The sequence below is a fragment of the Anabaena sp. FACHB-83 genome (assembly GCF_014697485.1).
Classification (GTDB): Bacteria; Cyanobacteriota; Cyanobacteriia; order Cyanobacteriales; family Nostocaceae; genus Nostoc_B.
Genome location: NZ_JACJRY010000001.1, coordinates 73,480 through 91,028, shown reverse-complemented (window position 1 = coordinate 91,028; position 17,549 = coordinate 73,480). Strand labels below are relative to the sequence as shown.

Annotated in this window: 15 protein-coding genes; 9 read left to right on the top strand and 6 right to left on the bottom strand. The window is 40.9% G+C overall.

Going from position 1 to position 17,549, the window contains the following annotated elements:
- Positions 1-46 precede the first annotated feature (46 nt).
- Positions 47-1,027 carry a PRC-barrel domain-containing protein gene (locus H6G79_RS00430; protein ID WP_190587886.1) on the top strand — a complete coding sequence of 327 codons (981 nt, stop codon included), beginning with the start codon at positions 47-49 and terminating at the stop codon, positions 1,025-1,027.
- Positions 1,028-1,065: 38 nt separating this feature from the next.
- Here the strand turns inward: H6G79_RS00430 and H6G79_RS00425 are convergent, their stop codons facing one another.
- Positions 1,066-1,218 (bottom strand): hypothetical protein, encoded by a 153-nt coding sequence (locus H6G79_RS00425; RefSeq protein ID WP_190587885.1) that lies wholly within the window; start codon positions 1,216-1,218, stop codon positions 1,066-1,068.
- Between the two features lie 223 nt (positions 1,219-1,441).
- Positions 1,442-2,401: a glycosyltransferase family 9 protein gene (locus H6G79_RS00420; protein ID WP_190587884.1), complete on the bottom strand. Its 960-nt coding sequence runs from the start codon at positions 2,399-2,401 to the stop codon at positions 1,442-1,444.
- Positions 2,402-2,657: 256 nt separating this feature from the next.
- Between H6G79_RS00420 and metK the strand changes: the two genes are divergently transcribed.
- The 5 genes from metK to H6G79_RS37210 all read left to right on the top strand — a co-directional run bounded on the left by metK (position 2,658) and on the right by H6G79_RS37210 (position 7,217).
- Positions 2,658-3,920 (top strand): methionine adenosyltransferase, encoded by a 1,263-nt coding sequence (gene metK / locus H6G79_RS00415; RefSeq protein ID WP_190587883.1) that lies wholly within the window; start codon positions 2,658-2,660, stop codon positions 3,918-3,920.
- 652 nt (positions 3,921-4,572) lie between these two features.
- Entirely contained in the window at positions 4,573-6,297 is a 1,725-nt protein-coding gene (locus H6G79_RS00410; protein ID WP_190587882.1) for an ATP-binding protein, read from the top strand.
- A gap of 168 nt (positions 6,298-6,465) precedes the next feature.
- Entirely contained in the window at positions 6,466-6,717 is a 252-nt protein-coding gene (locus H6G79_RS00405; protein WP_190587881.1) for a UPF0175 family protein, read from the top strand.
- A complete protein-coding gene (locus tag H6G79_RS00400) occupies positions 6,710-6,886 on the top strand; it encodes a hypothetical protein (RefSeq protein ID WP_190587880.1) in 177 nt (58 codons plus the stop codon). The genes H6G79_RS00405 and H6G79_RS00400 overlap by 8 nt, the downstream gene beginning before the upstream one ends.
- A 202-nt stretch (positions 6,887-7,088) precedes the next feature.
- Positions 7,089-7,217 carry a hypothetical protein gene (locus H6G79_RS37210; protein ID WP_277877189.1) on the top strand — a complete coding sequence of 43 codons (129 nt, stop codon included), beginning with the start codon at positions 7,089-7,091 and terminating at the stop codon, positions 7,215-7,217.
- Between the two features lie 156 nt (positions 7,218-7,373).
- Here H6G79_RS37210 and H6G79_RS00390 read toward each other — a convergent pair whose 3' ends face one another.
- Both H6G79_RS00390 and murJ read right to left on the bottom strand, forming a co-directional pair.
- Positions 7,374-7,886 (bottom strand): outer membrane beta-barrel protein, encoded by a 513-nt coding sequence (locus H6G79_RS00390; RefSeq protein ID WP_190587879.1) that lies wholly within the window; start codon positions 7,884-7,886, stop codon positions 7,374-7,376.
- 136 nt (positions 7,887-8,022) lie between these two features.
- The gene (gene murJ, locus H6G79_RS00385; protein ID WP_190587878.1) at positions 8,023-9,627 is read right to left on the bottom strand and encodes a murein biosynthesis integral membrane protein MurJ; all 1,605 of its coding nucleotides are present in this window, start codon (positions 9,625-9,627) and stop codon (positions 8,023-8,025) included.
- Between the two features lie 494 nt (positions 9,628-10,121).
- Here murJ and H6G79_RS00380 point away from each other — a divergent pair, with 494 nt between their 5' ends.
- Positions 10,122-13,664, top strand: a complete 3,543-nt coding sequence (locus H6G79_RS00380) for a GAF domain-containing protein (protein ID WP_190587877.1) — start codon at positions 10,122-10,124, stop codon at positions 13,662-13,664.
- 150 nt (positions 13,665-13,814) lie between these two features.
- On the opposite strand, the gene H6G79_RS00375 is transcribed toward H6G79_RS00380, so the two are convergent.
- Positions 13,815-14,321 carry a pentapeptide repeat-containing protein gene (locus H6G79_RS00375; RefSeq protein WP_190587876.1) on the bottom strand — a complete coding sequence of 169 codons (507 nt, stop codon included), beginning with the start codon at positions 14,319-14,321 and terminating at the stop codon, positions 13,815-13,817.
- A gap of 154 nt (positions 14,322-14,475) precedes the next feature.
- Positions 14,476-15,987, bottom strand: coding sequence for an LCP family protein (locus tag H6G79_RS00370; RefSeq protein WP_190587875.1), 1,512 nt, complete (start codon positions 15,985-15,987; stop codon positions 14,476-14,478).
- Between the two features lie 117 nt (positions 15,988-16,104).
- Here H6G79_RS00370 and H6G79_RS00365 point away from each other — a divergent pair, with 117 nt between their 5' ends.
- Both H6G79_RS00365 and yidD read left to right on the top strand, forming a co-directional pair.
- Entirely contained in the window at positions 16,105-17,169 is a 1,065-nt protein-coding gene (locus tag H6G79_RS00365) for a mannose-1-phosphate guanylyltransferase (RefSeq protein ID WP_190587874.1), read from the top strand.
- 84 nt (positions 17,170-17,253) lie between these two features.
- Positions 17,254-17,538, top strand: a complete 285-nt coding sequence (gene yidD / locus H6G79_RS00360) for a membrane protein insertion efficiency factor YidD (protein ID WP_190587873.1) — start codon at positions 17,254-17,256, stop codon at positions 17,536-17,538.
- The last annotated feature ends 11 nt before the right edge of the window (positions 17,539-17,549 follow it).

Here is a 17,549-nt window from a genome sequence, read left to right as displayed (position 1 = left end):
AATAGTGTATAGATAAACCGGATTCGAGATCAGGACTCGGTATAGAATGACCTCTGAACAGATAATTAGGCGTTCCGACTTATTAAATACTCAGGTGATTACCCGCGACAACGCCAAGCGGCTAGGGATTGTGAATCAAATCTGGGTTGATATCGATCAAAGGGAGGTTGTGGCTCTTGGTTTACGAGACAGCCTGATCTCTATCTCTGGACTGCCACGCTATATGTACCTTAGTAGTATCAACCAAATTGGTGATGCCATCCTGGTTGATAACGAAGATGTCATCGAAGATATTGAAATTGAAGCTTTCAGTAATCTGATTAACTGGGAAGTAATTACAGAAACAGGTGAAGTCTTAGGTAGAGTGCGGGGCTTTAAGTTTGATGGTATATCAGGGAAGCTGCACTCAATAATTATTGCTTCTTTGGGAGTACCGCAAATTCCCGACCAATTTCTCAGCACCTACGAAATTTCCATCGACGAAGTTGTTAGCACAGGCCCCAGTAGATTAATTGTGTTTGAAGGAGCCGAAGAACGTACAACGCAATTAACAGTAGGCGTTTTAGAACGTTTAGGTATCGGCAAACCACCTTGGGAACGTGATGCAGAAGAAGAATATGGTTATTCTGCACCACGCACAGTTGCACCTGCAAATCAGCTACCTAGCGGCACACCATTACAGCCACCCAAGCCAAAAGTCCGCGCCCCCGAACCCGTAGCGCGGGAAGAAGAATGGAACGAAGACTACGTAGAAGAAGAAAGACCACGCCGCGAAGTCATGCGAGCGCGACAATATGAGTCTATCCGCTACGAAGAAGACGACGAAGAAGATAACTGGAGTGAAGCCACAGGCGGCGACAGATATCAACAACCACCCAAGTACGAAACCAAAGCTTACACCGACGATTACGATGATTATGACGACGATGTAGAAAGCGATGCTTGGGAAGATGCACCAAAACCCGTGAACATTCCCAAAAAAGTCAAAGAAAGGCAGCCAGAATACGAAGAAGAAGGCGGATATTAATTTCCAACCCCTCCTAAGTTATCAGGAGGGGTTAATTTTTATGGTGTGTTGTCATTTGTAGTAGAAGGCAGTGGTTCGGCTACTTCGGCTGCGCTCAGTACAAGTTCGCTCACCAACCAGGCAGGAGAAAAAGTCTTAATCTTCCTGGCATTCAAGCTCTGCTCGGCTTCTCGCAGAGTAGCTACTGCCATACAAAGACGCTATAACTCAACAAAAAACGAAAAAATGATTTTGGAGGGGGTTTGGGGGACGCAACCGTCACCCAATCGGGGGTGTGGGGGAGAATCCCCCAAATCTTAATCATTGTCTGATAGGAAATTGAGACATCAACTCTCATTACCTTCACTGAACAGTATTAATTTATTACTTTTGTAGAGACGTTGTGTACAACATCTCTACATAATTGGTATAAAATTAGCCGCCCCAGATTTTTTCAGAAACCGTTGTGGGTAAAATATCTGCTACTTTCCCAGAGGGGGATTTAATAGCAAGGAATTTTTCACTTTTTGGTAACAGTTTACCTGGGTCTGAAGAGCCGAACAGACCAATGGTATAAGTCTGAACCGCAACACTCAACTGTAATGGCGCACTTTCGGTAGACAGCATCAGGTTGGCACCGGCAATCATAGCTGTCAACTTACCTGTATTATCAGGAGATGTGACTTTGATTTCTGGACAGGATTCGCGGAGCGATCGCACAAACTGTTCATCATCAGCACCTTGAATCACAACTACAGACATATCTGGCTGTTTTTGTTGAAATTCTTGAATAATTGGCTGCCAATGCTCAACCGGATAGATTTTCTCAGCACCTTTCCCCCGTGAGCCTGCATCAACCCCTCCATAAATCAAGACGTAGCCTGTGTCATTTACGCCTAGACGTTTTTGCTCATTTTGTGACCAGTCGATGTCGGGTATCGGGACATTTACTGCTAACTCTGGCACGGGTGTGGCTATACCCAATGGTTTTAGCAACTCGTGATACGCCGCCGCTACATACTGAGATGGATTAAACGGCACAGTATGAGTCAGAAACACGGCTCCTTTGCCTTGAAAGCCAATCCGCAGGGGAATCCCTGTTAGCCAGAGCATTAGTCCGACTAACCAGCTTTGCCCAAAAGCAATGGCGACATCATACTCGCGATCGCGTATTGTGCCTACCAAGTTACCCCAATCTGCTAGACTGTTACGATCTTTATAATCAAAGGTCAGTACCTCGTGAACAGACTTGCTCACTCGATAGGCAGCCTTTGACTGGGGTTCCGTAACGACATCTATCTGAGCGTTGGGATAATAACGCTTCAGACTATCTAAAGTCGGAAAGAAGAGAATTTGGTCGCCAATTCCGCCAGGTACAAGGGCTACTACTCGCATAATAATTATTGACGCTTACTCGCTCCTTATTTTAGGGGAATATAGGGATGAAAGATTAGGGAGTGTACCGGGCTGACTTTACTAAATATTTAATTATTAATTCCTTTACAAATACACAAATTTGATTATCTCTTTTTAAAAATATAAAAATACACTCACTACGGAATGTGTCAAGATTGATATGATTCTAGAAATAATTAGCTGAACTAAATAAAGTATTTAGTCAGTGATTATACTACCATAGGAGGAAATCTCTTTGTCTAGACGCTATTTATTTACCTCCGAGTCAGTAACTGAAGGCCATCCAGATAAAATCTGCGATCAAATTTCAGATACGATTCTTGATACCTTACTGGCACAAGACCCCAGCAGTCGCGTAGCTGCGGAAGTAGTAGTTAATACGGGCTTAGTATTAATTACTGGTGAAATCACTACCAAGGCTAATGTCAACTATGTGCATCTAGCTCGCAAAAAAATTGCTGAAATTGGCTATGTTGATGCAGATAATGGCTTTTCTGCTAACAGCACCAGCGTGATTGTAGCATTGGATGAACAATCACCTGACATTGCCCAAGGTGTAAATGTTGCCCATGAAACCCGCCAACAGGATAGTGAGGAACTATTCGATACCACTGGGGCAGGCGACCAAGGTATCATGTTTGGCTTTGCTTGTAACGAAACTCCAGAACTGATGCCCTTACCCATCAGTTTGGCACACCGCATTGCCCGCCGACTGGCAGCAGTCCGCAAAACAGGCGAATTATCATACCTGCGTCCCGACGGTAAAACTCAAGTAACCGTAGTCTACGAAGATGGTAAACCCGTAGGCATTGACACTATCCTGATTTCCACACAGCACACAGCTACAATTGGGGAAATCACTGATGAAGCCGCAGTGCAAGCTAAAATCAAGCAAGACCTCTGGACAGCAGTGGTTGAGCCTGTTTTTAGTGATATTACTATCAAGCCTGATCAAGAAACTCGCTTTTTAGTCAATCCCACGGGTAAATTTGTGATTGGTGGGCCGCAAGGTGACTCTGGTTTAACAGGCAGAAAAATCATTGTTGATACTTACGGCGGCTATTCCCGTCATGGTGGTGGCGCTTTCTCTGGCAAAGACCCCACAAAAGTAGACCGTTCTGCGGCTTATGCAGCGCGTTATGTAGCCAAAAACATTGTAGCTGCTGGCTTGGCAGAAAAATGCGAAGTGCAGTTGAGTTATGCGATTGGTGTAGCTAGACCAGTTAGTATTCTCCTAGAAACCTTTGGAACTGGCAAAGTAGATGATGAAATTTTGTTGGAATTAGTCAAACAAAACTTTGAACTACGTCCAGCAGGAATTATTCATAGCTTCAACTTACGTAACTTACCAAGTGAAAGAGGCGGACGTTTTTATCAGGACATCGCGGCTTACGGTCACTTGGGACGGAATGATTTAGACTTGCCTTGGGAACAAACCGACAAGGCCGAGTTGTTGAAGCAAGCAGTTACTCAGTTGCGCTCAACTGCGATCGCCTAGTAATCTGAGGACTTATGCACAAAGATTTTCTGTAAAGACTGGGTACAGGGGTGCAGGGTACAAATACACCCTTTCACTCCCATACCCCTCCACCCAGTCTCCATAGACTATTCCTTTACGTAAGCCTGATATATAAATTCCTCTGTCTTCCTATTGCTTGAGTAGCAAGGCAGAGGTTTTTTAGTATCCAGGCTATCCAAATTCCAAAATTATTTGAGAATCCTTTCCAGAATTATTTGAGAATCCTACTGATCGATGTTAAGATGCGAGATGAATTAATCTGTCTGGCATTTAAGTATTTCCATCGTACAAGACAAGATTAAAAATAAGTACAGTGTATCTAGTAGTTAAAATATCCCTGATATTAACTAGGTTTCAAAAACCCTAACCCTAAAGATAAAATTTCAGCATAAGCTTTACTATAAAAACGTATTGATTATATGTAAACACGGGATTTTATCGTTTTTCAGTGTTTTTGTATACATTCATATCAAAATCACCTAAATACAATGAAGTCATGGCAATTATTTAAAGAATAATTATTTACGCTGCTTCTTACAAAAAATTGTGTAGGTGTTAATCACCAGTTAATTTAATTTTAAAGATGGAATTGATGTGGCGATTTTTGCGGAAGGGCGAGGAGATTTGAGGTATGCAAACTCACAAGCCTAACCCAATTGATAGTAATTCAGAAAGCAAAAAAATGCCAGCCAAAGATTCATCAAGCGAAGAACTGCCCACAATCGAATTTCCCTCCAGTGGGAAACTCAAAGCTAGTTCTTGGCGGATACATCAAAAAATTGGCTATGGCTACTTTGTAGCTATTGGTATTGGTTTTTTTGGCTCACTTACTGGTCTGGTAATTGCCAACTACTACCGAGGAAGAGAAATTAGGCAGTTTAATCAAGCTCAAGAACAACGCCAACTACTAACTAACTATAAAAATGCCGTAGTTGGGGCGCAATTACATAGTTCTAATTTAGTCGCAGTATTAGAAGATTCTCAACAACTGCTCACTAAAAAAACAGAATTTTTAAAGAATGTTAATAGAGCTGAAGATTTAGAACGAAAAATTGACAATTTTATCGAAAAAAAGCCAATGCAATTAGCAGCGACCAGTGCTAATTTACAGGCTTTATTGGAAGATTATACGATTAATTTAAAATCATACGTAGACCAAATAGAAGCGGTCTTAAAAAAAACAGAGAAACAGCCGCTACAACCCCAAAAAATTGTTGTAGTCCGAGAGCAGTTGTTAAAAATTATGCGTGGTGAAACAGCCATGCAATTAGAGAGTCTTTCGGAAAAATTAACGAATATTCTACAAACTGCCGAAAATCAAGAACAAGATAGACAGATAGATGTAGAACAGGCAAAAAGGGTTGAAAGATTAATTGTGATGGTGAGTATGCTGGTGTCGGTAGCGATCGCAGCTATTATCGCATGGCGCACCAGTCGAGCGATCGCCGAACCAGTGATTACAGTGACTCAAGTCGCCGAACAAGTAGCCCGCAAATCTAACTTTGATTTACGCGCCCCCGTCACCACCGAAGATGAAATTGGCTTATTAGCAAAATCATTAAATCGTTTGATTGAGCGAGTTTCAGAACGCACAAAACAACTAGAACAAGCAAAAGAACTAGCCGAAGCCGCCAGCACAGCTAAAAGTGTCTTTTTAGCTAACGTCAGCCACGAATTACGTACACCCTTAAATGCAGTCATTGGACTCAGCCAATTACTGCAAGATGACGCTACCGATTTAAACTTATCGGGAGACTTTATTACCGATTTAGAAACAATCAATTCCGCAGGTAGACACTTATTAGAATTGATTAACGACATCCTCGACTTATCCAAAATTGAAGCGGGGAAAATGACTCTTTATCCAGAGACATTTGAAATTGCCAATCTGGTTAATAATCTGGTATTGACTATTAAGCCTTCCATTGAAAAAAATGGCAACATTTTAGAAGTAGACTATGATGAACAGCTAGGTACAATGTATGCCGATCAGACAAGAATGCGACAAGTACTTTTAAACTTGTTAAGCAATGCGTCTAAATTTACGACTAACGGCAAAGTCACCCTCACTGTTAAAAGTGAAAAACCCAACTTATTATCAGACTCTCCCTTCGGCATAATTTCGTTTATTGTTGCTGATACAGGTATTGGAATGACACATCATCAACAGCAACAGTTATTTCAACCTTTTATTCAAGGGGATAATTCCACCACTAAGAAATATGGTGGTACTGGACTAGGTTTAGCTATCAGTCGTCATTTTTGTCAGATGATGGGTGGTGAAATTTCGGTGAAAAGTCAGCCAGGAGTAGGTTCAACCTTTACAGTACGCCTACCTCTGACTGTCAAGGAATGATACGGTATAATTCAGCAGGTAGTAGGTATCAAAATAAATGGTTTTGTGAACTATAGTTTTGCGAAAATATACTAGAAGAACTCAATTCTAAACCATTTCTACTAGCTGTTGATGAAAATGATTGATATGCTGAATGCAGCGAAAACAGCAGCAATTTAGGACATAATTATGTCATCAGTCACAATTAACTTACCAGAAGAAATATTTAGCGCCCGTCGCCTTTCTCCAGAAGAATTTGTACAGGATATGCGCCTTGCTGCTGCTATCTACTGGTATCAAAAGCAAGAAATATCAATGGAGAAAGCAGCGTCTGTTGCTGGTTTAAACCGCCGCGACTTTCTAGCCATCCTAGCCCGCGAACAAGTAGATGTTTTTGCTGTTGACTTTGATGATTTACAGCGTGAGTTGAACCGTGGCTGAACTGACTGCTATCAACACATCTCCACTAATTTTTTTGACTAAGGGCGGCTTTGTAGATTTTTTGCTGCTAATTAGTCCATCTATTATTGTGCCGTCAGCTGTGGCTGGCGAAATTCAAGAATATGGAGAAACCGACGTAACAGCCGTGACGCTCAAAAATACTGATTAGTTGATTGTACAAGAAACACCACCAGTTCCAAATGTGATTCAGAATTGGGATTTAGGTCAAGGTGAATCAGCCGTATTAACCCGCATTTCTCACAAGCTTCAGGCGTTTGATGGGGCAGAGGGGCAGAGGGGCAGAGGTGCGGAGGGGCAGGGGAGAGAGTACCTTCATTCTCCCCTGCTCCCCTGCACAGGCTTTGAAAGGTGTGGTGAGAAATCCGGGATTAACTTGGGGCTATGCAAATCCTGGTATGGAAGTAATTCTAGATGATTTAGCGGCTCGTCGTTGTGCTACTACATTGGGAATTCCAGTACGAGGGACATTAGTGCCTTAACTTATTCGTAAAATCATGTAGAGACGTTACATGTAACGTCTCTACATAGTTTTGGGTTTTACGCTTGTACCTCGTTTACCCAAAATACGCTGTATACTCTACCTCTCATCTCAACCTTTGATTTTTCGTCGTACTGTGTAGGTCTTGTTATACTTCCTAAAAACGATAGCCTAATCCTGCTTGGAAGCTAACAGCATCAGCATCACTGTTTCGATAAGCGTCAATGCCCCATTTAGCATCACCATAGGCAATAACGTTTTTGCTAACTTCCGATTCTAAACCCAAGGTGACTACAGGTGCGTTGCGATTACCTAATGGAGTGTTGTGACCTTCATTAGCCAAAAATGAATAACCACCACCTACATAAACGTTAGTATTTTTGGCGATCGCAGCATCGTAAGTCAAAATCGGCATAAAGGCAGTTGTATCACCACCAAATAACACGCTTCCTCGCAGTGATACAGGTGCATTAGGTATGGCATAACGTCCTTGGACATTACCACCAAATTGAGCATCATCATTTCTTTGTCCACCACTAGTAGCCCCTGCTGCAACACCAGCACCAATGTAACTACCGTTAGTACCAGCAGTTTGAGCAGCAGCAATTCCAGCTGAGAGGACAATAGAAGCAACTACAAGGGTAGAAGTAGTTAAAGTTCTGAGTTTCATAAGTTTCTCTCCACTAGAGTTGAGTGCAGTACTCTCTACTACTATGGTCGCTTTTTTAACTCTTTTTACCCTCCTACACTCAGGTAGCCGAGTGGGTGAAAAATCCTTCACCCAGTTGGGTGAACAAGAACCAGAGTTATTTTTTGAAGAAACGCTGGCGCATCTTAATCACCAAACTATTAACTTCGGGGATGTTCATAAGTGAAGCGATCGCACCAAACACAACTAAACCGACTAAACCAGCAATTGATAATTCTATTAACTGAATTATTAAACCTGTTGTACCTAACAACTGCTGTAAACCAAATAAAGTCCCATAGCTGACAAACCCAGTCACCACACTCCCACCGAATAAACCAAAAATCGGCACACTCCACTCACGCCAAGGTAAACCATTTAACTTGCGGTCTAGCAACCATAACAGCATTAACATTGAACTGCAATTCACACCCACAGTTGCTAACACCAAACCCGGTGCGCCAAAGGGTTGTACAAAAAAATAATCCAATACAATGTTTAGCAAAATGTTAAAAGTGCTGATGCGAAAAGGTGTTTGTCCATCACCCAAAGCGTAAAATACCCGCACCAACACATCCCGCCCCAAGTAAACAAACATCCCGATTCCATAAGCAACTAATAACGAAGAAACTAACTTTGTAGCATCTTGTTTAAAAGCACCACGCTCATATACTATCTGCACAATTGGTACAGACAACACCACCATCAAAGCGCCCAGGGGTAGCATAGTGCAGGCAGTCAGTAATAAACCTTGGCGAATGCGTAATTTTAAATCTGGCCAATTTTCTGGTTCTGCTAGTTTGGCGAAAATTGGCAATAAAGGTAACAAAATAATATTAGAAATAATCCCTAAAGGTGTTTGCACTAGCAAATTCGCATAGTTAAACCCAGCCGCCGCTCCAGGAATTGGACTAGCAAAATAAAGGTCAGTAGCCACATTAATCGGCATCATTCCCGAAGAAATGGTTGCTGGAGTCATAATTTTAATGACTTCTTGAACACCAGGGGCTTGAAAATCAAACCGCAACCGCAGTGTTCCTAGTCCCAACCGCCACTGCACAATTAGTTGCACCACCCACTGAAGAATTGCACCTGCTAAGGTTCCCCAAGCTAACACCATCCCGCCGATAAAGGCATATTCTGGCAGAGTAATGTTTTTACCCAGTTGCAAAGCCAAAATCCCAATGCCCACAACTACGGTAACGCTTGATAATAAGGGACTAATCGAAAGTAACCAATATTGATTAGCCGCATTTAGGGTACCGAAGCCGATGCCAATTAATCCTGAAAATAAAGCCATCGGTGCCATGATTTGCAGTTGTTGGATAGCGATCGCTCTTGTGGTTGTATCCAAACCATGACCGACAATATCAACAATTGTATCTGCTAAAAAAACCTGGGCAAACGTTACTAATAACAAAATGCCCCCCACTAATGTTGTCACTGTTTCCACCATTGGCGCTGCTTCTTCTTTTTTGCGCTTGGCTAAAACACTCACAACAGCACTGTGCAACGGCCCATTCACCCCACCCAGTAATATCAATAAAAAACCAGGAATAATATAGGCATAGCTATAAGCAGTAGCAGCTGCACCAACACCAAAAGCAGCTGCGATCGCTTGCTGTCGGATCAAACCAAATACTTTACTAATTAATGTGGCTGCGGCAACAATGCCAGCAATCCCAGCGAAAGAACGAGATGATTTTTGTTCTTGATTAGTCACGAATAATACCTGACAACTCTTGCAGAGTGCATATCTGACAATATTTAACCTGAAATCTTGCCATCTGTCAGGTCAATTTTTAGAGAAACCCGCAGTTTAAATCAAACCATTTACATATAGCAATCCTAAATGATGTACAAACATCTCTCTACCTTGTCTTCCTTGTCCTTTTGTCTATTTCTCAACTAGGACTGCTATGGCCATGAATCAAAAAGGTTTCCTTCTCTGACTTTGACACGCTCATAAGTTCTTGTGCATATAAGTTAAATTTTTCTACCCTTCCCCTCACAAAATCCAGGATTTTTCTAATTGTCACTCATTTAAATAAATTGCTTTCCCCAATATTTAGCTAAATTCTCAACTTGGCACATTTATTGTTGATTATCTGTCAAAAGTGGGCAACCTAGTACTTGATGTTATATCTCATCGGTCTTCCCCATCAGGAAGTATTGAGTATTAAAGTTTTTCGACTGATAAACAACACATTTAAAAATATGGAAGCCAAATCAACACTCACAGAACCAGAAATTGTCTTGTCAAATAATCAACTACAAGAACAATTAGAACAACATAAAACGCTCGCTAGTGTCATAGTCAGAATCAGAGAATCTTTAGAATTAGAAACAATATTTAAAATTACCGTCAAAGAAGTACGTCAATTACTGCAAGCTGATCGAGTAGCCATATTTCAATTCGATCATCAAAAAAACTGGGAAGGAGAATTTGTGGCTGAAGATGTTGCTGATCAATGGGCATCAGCTTTAGCAGCAAAAGTCTACGACCATTGTTTTGGTGAACAATTTGCGGCTGATTATCAACAAGGCAAAGTACAAGCAGTAGCAGATATTTATGTAGATGAACTAAGTAGTTGCCATAGAGAAATCTTAAGTAGATTTAATGTCCGTGCTAACCTGATTGTTCCTCTATTAAGAAACCAAGAATTATGGGGATTAATTTGTATTCATCAATGTAGTCAACCTCGTCAATGGCAAAATGCTGAAATTGAATTTATTCGCCAAATTGCTGATCATCTCACCATAGCAATTCAACAAGCTAGTCATCTGCAAGAAGTTCAACTACAAGCAACAAAACTGGCACAGACAGCCCAGCGTGATCAAGTAATCGCGCAAATTGTTGATCAAATTCGTCCCTCTTTAGACATTGACAGCATCTTTAAAAGTACTACCCAAGAAATCCGCCAACTCTTAGAAGCCGATCGCGTTGCTATATTCCGCTTTAATCCTGATTGGAGTGGTGAGTTTGTTGCTGAATCATTTGTTGAAGGTTGGACACCTTTAGTTAATGTTCAACCTGTAATTAACGATACTTATTTACAACAAACCCAAGGCGGACGTTATGCTCACAACCAAACTTTTAGCGCCAACGATATTTATCAAGCAGGATTAACCAATTGTCATGTGATTTTATTAGAACAATTTCAGGCCAAAGCTTTTGCAACTGCGCCCATTATCCAAGGTGAAAAATTGTGGGGAATTATCGCTGCATATCAAAATTCTACCCCTAGACAATGGCAGCCTTATGAAATTGAATCATTGAGCAAAATTGGGACACAAATAGGTGTAGCCTTGCGCCACTATGAACTACTAGCTAAAGCTAATGCCCAAGCAGAACAACAAAAAACATTAACTAGTGTGATTACACGTATTCGTAAATCCCTAGATTTAGAAACTATCTTTCAAACTACCGTGACTGAAGTGCGGCAAATGCTACAAGCAGATCGAGTGGCTATTTTTAAATTTGATCTGCAAAAAGATTGGGAAGGAGAATTTATTTCAGAAGATGTTACCGCCGGCTGGGAATCTGTTGTTGCTGCGAAAGTTTATGACTATTGTTTTGGTGAACAGTTTGCAGTGCATTATCAACAAGGCAGAGTCCAAGCCGTAGCTGATATTTATGATGCTGGCTTAAGTCCTTGTCATACCAAAATTTTAGGAAATTTTCAAGTCCGGGCTAATTTAATCGTACCGCTATTAAAACAGGGAAAATTATGGGGTTTATTATGTGTTCATCAATGTGATAAACCGCGAAATTGGCAACCTTCAGAAATCGAATTTGTGTCTCAAATTGCTGAAAACTTAGGAGTAGCTTTACAACACAACAAACTTTTAAACGAAGCTCGCTATCAAGCTAATCAGCAAAAGACTTTAACCAGCATTATTACTCGCATTCGGGAATCTTTAGATTTAGATACAATTTTTCAAACTTCTGTCACAGAGGTCAGACAATTACTACAAGCTGACCGTGTAGGAGTTTTTCGGTTTGATCAGCAAAAAAACTGGGAAGGAGAATTTATCTATGATGACGTGAGTCATAGTTATCCTTCAGCAGTAGCAGATAAAGTTTATGATCATTGTTTTGGCGAAAACTTCGCACCCCTTTACGCTCAAGGTAGAGTCAATGCTATTACTGATATTTATCAAGGCAATTTTCCCTCTTGTTATGTAGAAATTCTGGAAAAATTTCAAGTCCGGGCGAATTTAGTCGCGCCTCTATTACAAGAAGGTACACTCTGGGGCTTATTATGTATTCACCAATGTAAAAATCCGCGTCAATGGCAACATTCAGAAATTGAGTTTGTTAGCCAAATAGCGGAACAACTAGGAGTTGCTTTAAAACAAGATTCATATTTAAAAAAAGTTCAAACTCAAGCCATCCAATTAGCTGAGGCTAACGAGCGAGAAAAATCAATGGAACGGCAAAAGTTATTAGCTGAGACTATTGATAAAATCCGCCAGTCGTTGGATGTCAAAACTATTTTTAAAACCACTACTCAAGCTGTACGCGAGTTATTAAAAGTAGAGAGGGTAGCCATATATCGCTTTAATGCTGATTGGAGTGGTAAATTTGTGGCTGATTCTTTTAAAGATGGTTGGAAACCTTTAACACAAGTTAATCCACTGGTTTTAGCCACCTTTGAAGACACAGATGAAGATGATAAGTTACCACGTAATGAAACTTTTGTGCCAATTCGCCAAGGCGAAAGATTATGGGGATTATTAGTTGCTTATCAAAATTCTCAACCACGTTATTGGAAAGATGAGGAAATCAATTTATTAGCACAAGTTGGCGTGCAGTTAGGTGTTGCTATTCAACAAGCAGAATTATTGGAACAAACCAAACGTCAAACTCTAGAATTAACTCAAACTTTATGTGAGCTAAAGCAGACTCAAGCAAGGTTAATTCAGGGCGAGAAAATGGCAGGATTAGGACAATTACTCGCTGGTGTCGCTCACGAAATTAATAACCCTGTTAGTTTTATTTTTGGTAATCTGATTCATTTAAATGAATATACTCAAGAGTTAATGAATGTTTTGCAGATTTACCGTCAATATAATTCTTCTTTGCCAAATATTAAAGAAAAAATAGATCAGCAGAATTTGGAATTTATTATCGAAGATTTGCCAAAAACACTAGATTCCATGAAAGTCGGCGCAGAAAGAATTAGAGAAATTGTATTGTCACTGAGGAATTTTTCTCGTACTGATGAAGCTGATTTAAGGGCTGTAAATATTCATGAGGGATTGGATAGTACTTTACTGATTTTAGGACATCGCCTCAAGGAAAATCGGGCGCGTCCTCAGATTGAGGTGGTGAAGGAATACGGCACTTTACCTTTAGTAGAATGTTATCCTGCACAACTAAATCAAGTATTTATGAATCTTCTGAGTAATGGTATTGACGCTTTAGAAGATAAATTTAAAGTTATCTGGAATCAGCATTTACAAGCTTCAACCAACTGTCCCAGAGTACCTTTAAAAATTTGGATCAGCACTCAAAAGAGCGATCGCCAAGTAATCATCAAAATCGCTGATAATGGTCTGGGAATCCCTGAAGATGTCACTTCCCATATTTTTGACCCCTTCTTTACCACCAAAGAACCCGGTAAAGGTACAGGACTAGGTTTATCTATTAGTCACCAAATCATTGTCGAAAAACATCAAGGTCAAATTAAATGTACATCGACCCCCGGAAAAGGAACCGAATTTTTCATTGAACTTCCCTGTTCTCATGATTAAATTCTTGGTCAGAATTCAGGAGTCAGAAGTCAGAATCCAGAAAATTTGCTAACTCTAGGTTTTCCTCGACAGAGATTCTCATAGTTTTAGACTCTGAGTCATCATACTCTGACCGCTTCTGACTTCTGTATTCTGAATACTGACAACTCTTTAACGACAACCCAAGCTATCGCGTGTCGCCACTCCCGTAATTTGATTTACCCCAGTCGCCCTTTCACATAACAATGAAACTTGATAGCGGTCAATTAACGCATCTGTAAAATCCGCGCCAGTAATATCAGCATCGTAAAAACGACTACGGGTTAAAGTAGCTTCTGTAAAATTGGCATTTTTTAAGTTAGCGCCATCTAACGTTACCCGGTCTACTAAAGCACCCGTTAAGTTTGCACTTTCTAAATTCGCCTTTAATAAAACTCCTTTGGTGAAAATAGCATTGGTTAAATTTGCGCCTTGGAAATTAGTCCCCCGCATTTCCGCAGCCACAAAAGTTACACCAACTAAATCAGCATTGGAGAAGTCACGGTTTTCTAAATTGGTATTGCTGTAGTTGATGGTATTAATTTGAGCAAAAGCTGGTCTTGGACTCAGTATTAGCCACAAGCCAGCTAAAAGGAAAATGACAATTAAACTTAACAATTTTTGCCAAATCTTTTTCATAACTTTACGCACCTGTTTACTGAGTTATGAAAACTGGGTGAAGTTTGATTGTAGAAAACTTCAATATTTTCGCCCAATCTTGTTCATAGCTTGATAGTCAAGAGTCAAGCAAATATTCACAAATGCTTAATAACTCTTGACCAATAATTTTTGACTATTTCCAATCTTTCCCAATCCGAATTGTGATATCTGATTCCAAATCTCCAGCTGTTGACACTTCAATTTGACCCAAACCTAAGATTTTTTGTAACTCAATTCCTGGTTGTCGGCTACCTCTGTGGACAATAATCTGAGTTTGACGCTGGCTATCAGGCCAATCTGAGGTTGTGTAAATATTTTTAAAGCCTTTCTCTTTGAGATAGGCAATAACTTTTTCCGTAACTTGTGGTTGATTAGAAGCATTTTGAATAGCAATTTTGAGGTTAGAAACTGGACGTGTATCTGGCTTGAGTCCAGGTACATCCACCCCAACATAATTATTCAAGAGATTTGACTGTCCAGTCAGATTCAGCCAATAGCTATTGGGATCTTGACTGAAACGGCTGAAAGTACCGGGAACAGTGGTCATTTGGAAATTATCCCGCTCTACATTCACGGAGAAATTCACCAAAGCCATCATTTCTTCTATCTTTAAGTTGGTATCAAAATACTTCCGCATGATGCGGGTTAATTGGGGCAATTTCGGTACGACAGTAGGACTATTGAGGCGTTGAATCAATGCACTTAGTAGTGCTTGTTGACGCTGTACTCTCGGTAAATCCCCTAATCCATCTTCCCGGAAACGAGCGAATTGTTCTGCCTGTTCGCCGTCAAGGGTTTGCCAGCCACTGACTAGATTAATGTTCAATTGGCTGCTACTATCATGGTATTCTATTGCTTTAGGTACAAATACTTCCACCCCACCCAACTGATCCACTAATTGCCTTAAGCCACTGGTAGAGATGCGAATGTAACGGTCGATGGGCGCATTGTTTAAGGTACGGCTGACTACTCTAGCAGCCAATACTGGCCCGCCTTGGGGATTAGCATCTGATAGCTTGGTTAACCCTTTTTCGGGGATCGCAATCATCGTATCTCTGGGAATGGAAAGCACCCGAATAGATTTATCACTGGGGTTGAGCCTGACTAAAAGCATGGTGTCGCTTTTGCCAGCAAAACTTTCTGGTGAACCATCAACAGCACCGTTAACTGGCTCAATCCCCATAATCAAAATATTCATGGGGCGGGATAGCTGGTATTGGGAAATTTTGCTCCATAATTCCCCAGGTAAAGGAACTTTCTGCTCTTCTTTACCAGCGAAACCGAGTTCCTCATCGGTTTTATCTAAATTGCTCCATAAGGGAGTCCACAGCGCCAAGGTGGAAACTAAAAGACCAGAAAGAATTACCCCCATTACTACTGTCAGTATCCACAGTAGCCACCGGGGCATACTTAAGCCCAATCTGTCGTACAGTTCGTTGGGAATAGCACTGACTGACTCGACAACAGTGCGGGTGGAACTGGCTGATGCTTCTTGAGTTGCTGATTCTGTGCTGGTCTCGGTGAGGGTTTGCAGCGTTCCCTGAGTTTCAATGCGTTGAATTTGACCTGGTTTGCTTTCCAAGTCTAAATTCGGTATTTGCTGAGACTTGACTTCACTTTCAGATAATTGAACTTCTCTAATCACAATTTTCTCCCCACTCAACCACTTCCATAAAAGTTATGTTAATGCAAGCTACAAATCTTGCCAGAGTAAATGCTCACAGTAAACTTGTAGTGTTCTTGCGTAGGTGTGTATGACAACATGAATAGTTCCTTGTTCCCCGTTATCCTCGCTGGTGGCAAAGGTGAGCGTTTCTGGCCTCTGAGTCGCAAAGACCGTCCTAAACAATTTTTAAGTTTAGATGGTAGTTCCAGAAGTTTACTGCAAGCCACTGCGGATCGGTTGCTCCCATTGGGAGACGGTTGGGATTCTTTGTGGGTGATTACTTCCAGCCAGATAGCTGGAGGTGTACGCCAACAGTTACCCGAACTGCCATCGCCAAACTTACTCATTGAGGTAGAAGGAAGGGATACTGCCGCCGCCGTTGCTTGGACAAGTTTAGAAATTAAAAAACGTTATGGAGAAGACGCAATTATCGGCTTTTTTCCGGCTGACCATTGGATAGCTGACCAAAAGGCGTTTACTGACACATTAAAGGCTGCTACTCAACTAGCAACAAGCACCAAAGCGATTGTTACTTTAGGAATTAAGCCTGCTTTTCCATCAACTGGTTACGGCTACATTGAACAAGGTGAAAAGATTGGTAGCTTTAATGAGTTGCCAGCTTATCATGTCAACCGCTTTACTGAAAAGCCCAACCGTGAGTTAGCAGAAACTTTTTTATCTACGGGACGTTTTAGCTGGAATAGTGGAATGTTTGTCTTTCGGGCTGGGGTTGTTCTTGAGGAACTTTACACCCATGCTCCAGAAATCATAAAGCCTCTGGAACAATACGGCCCTGATATTTACCCTGAATTACCTAAAAAGAGTATAGACTATGCACTCATGGAAAAAACCAATTTAGCATACGTCCTCCCGGTAGATTTTGGTTGGGATGATTTAGGAGATTGGAATGCGATCGAACGTTTATTAAAAAAGGAAGAGAACCCCAATGTAGAATTAGCTACCCACTTAGGTTTAGATACGCAAGGAGCGATTGTTTATGCTACTAATCCAGAGGATGTAATTGTTACTATTGGTTTAGAGGATGTGGTCATTGTGCGCGATCGCAATGTTACCCTCATCGTTAATAAAGAACGCACCCAAGAAATTAAACAGGTTCTCAAAATCCTGCAAGATGACCCCCGCTTTACAAACCTACTGTAATTATCAAAGTTAAAACCCTTGACAGAGGCTTAAAAGCTAGTTTTCTTATTATAACTTGACTGTCTGTTGTTTTTACTGACAGTTATGCAAACTCTAAGCTTTGAGCCTCTGGCCAAGACAATGGCAATTCACTCTATCACTGCTTATCAAAGATATATTTCTCCAGTGAAAGGCTTTGCTTGTCCCCATCGGCAATTACATGGTGGAGAATCTTGTTCTACTTATATTAAAAGAATGTTAAGTGAGCAAAGCTTGATAGAAGTTGTAAAATCATCCCAAAAAAGATTTCAAGACTGTGCTTTAGCCAGTAAAACCTTAACTAAAACTAGCTCTGGCTGTATTGTAATTCCCTGTTGTCTACCCCTTTAAATTCTCTGCGT

Excerpts from the sequence above, each read along its gene's own strand:
- H6G79_RS00390 (WP_190587879.1), bottom strand. The coding sequence starts at position 7,886 with ATGAAACTCAGAACTTTAACTACTTCTACCCTTGTAGTTGCTTCTATT.
- H6G79_RS00425 (WP_190587885.1), bottom strand. The coding sequence starts at position 1,218 with ATGGCAGTAGCTACTCTGCGAGAAGCCGAGCAGAGCTTGAATGCCAGG.
- H6G79_RS00420 (WP_190587884.1), bottom strand. The coding sequence starts at position 2,401 with ATGCGAGTAGTAGCCCTTGTACCTGGCGGAATTGGCGACCAAATTCTC.
- H6G79_RS00405 (WP_190587881.1), top strand. The coding sequence starts at position 6,466 with ATGTCATCAGTCACAATTAACTTACCAGAAGAAATATTTAGCGCCCGT.
- H6G79_RS00410 (WP_190587882.1), top strand. The coding sequence starts at position 4,573 with ATGCAAACTCACAAGCCTAACCCAATTGATAGTAATTCAGAAAGCAAA.
- H6G79_RS00365 (WP_190587874.1), top strand. The coding sequence starts at position 16,105 with ATGAATAGTTCCTTGTTCCCCGTTATCCTCGCTGGTGGCAAAGGTGAG.
- H6G79_RS00380 (WP_190587877.1), top strand. The coding sequence starts at position 10,122 with ATGGAAGCCAAATCAACACTCACAGAACCAGAAATTGTCTTGTCAAAT.
- yidD (WP_190587873.1), top strand. The coding sequence starts at position 17,254 with ATGCAAACTCTAAGCTTTGAGCCTCTGGCCAAGACAATGGCAATTCAC.
- H6G79_RS00375 (WP_190587876.1), bottom strand. The coding sequence starts at position 14,321 with ATGAAAAAGATTTGGCAAAAATTGTTAAGTTTAATTGTCATTTTCCTT.
- H6G79_RS00430 (WP_190587886.1), top strand. The coding sequence starts at position 47 with ATGACCTCTGAACAGATAATTAGGCGTTCCGACTTATTAAATACTCAG.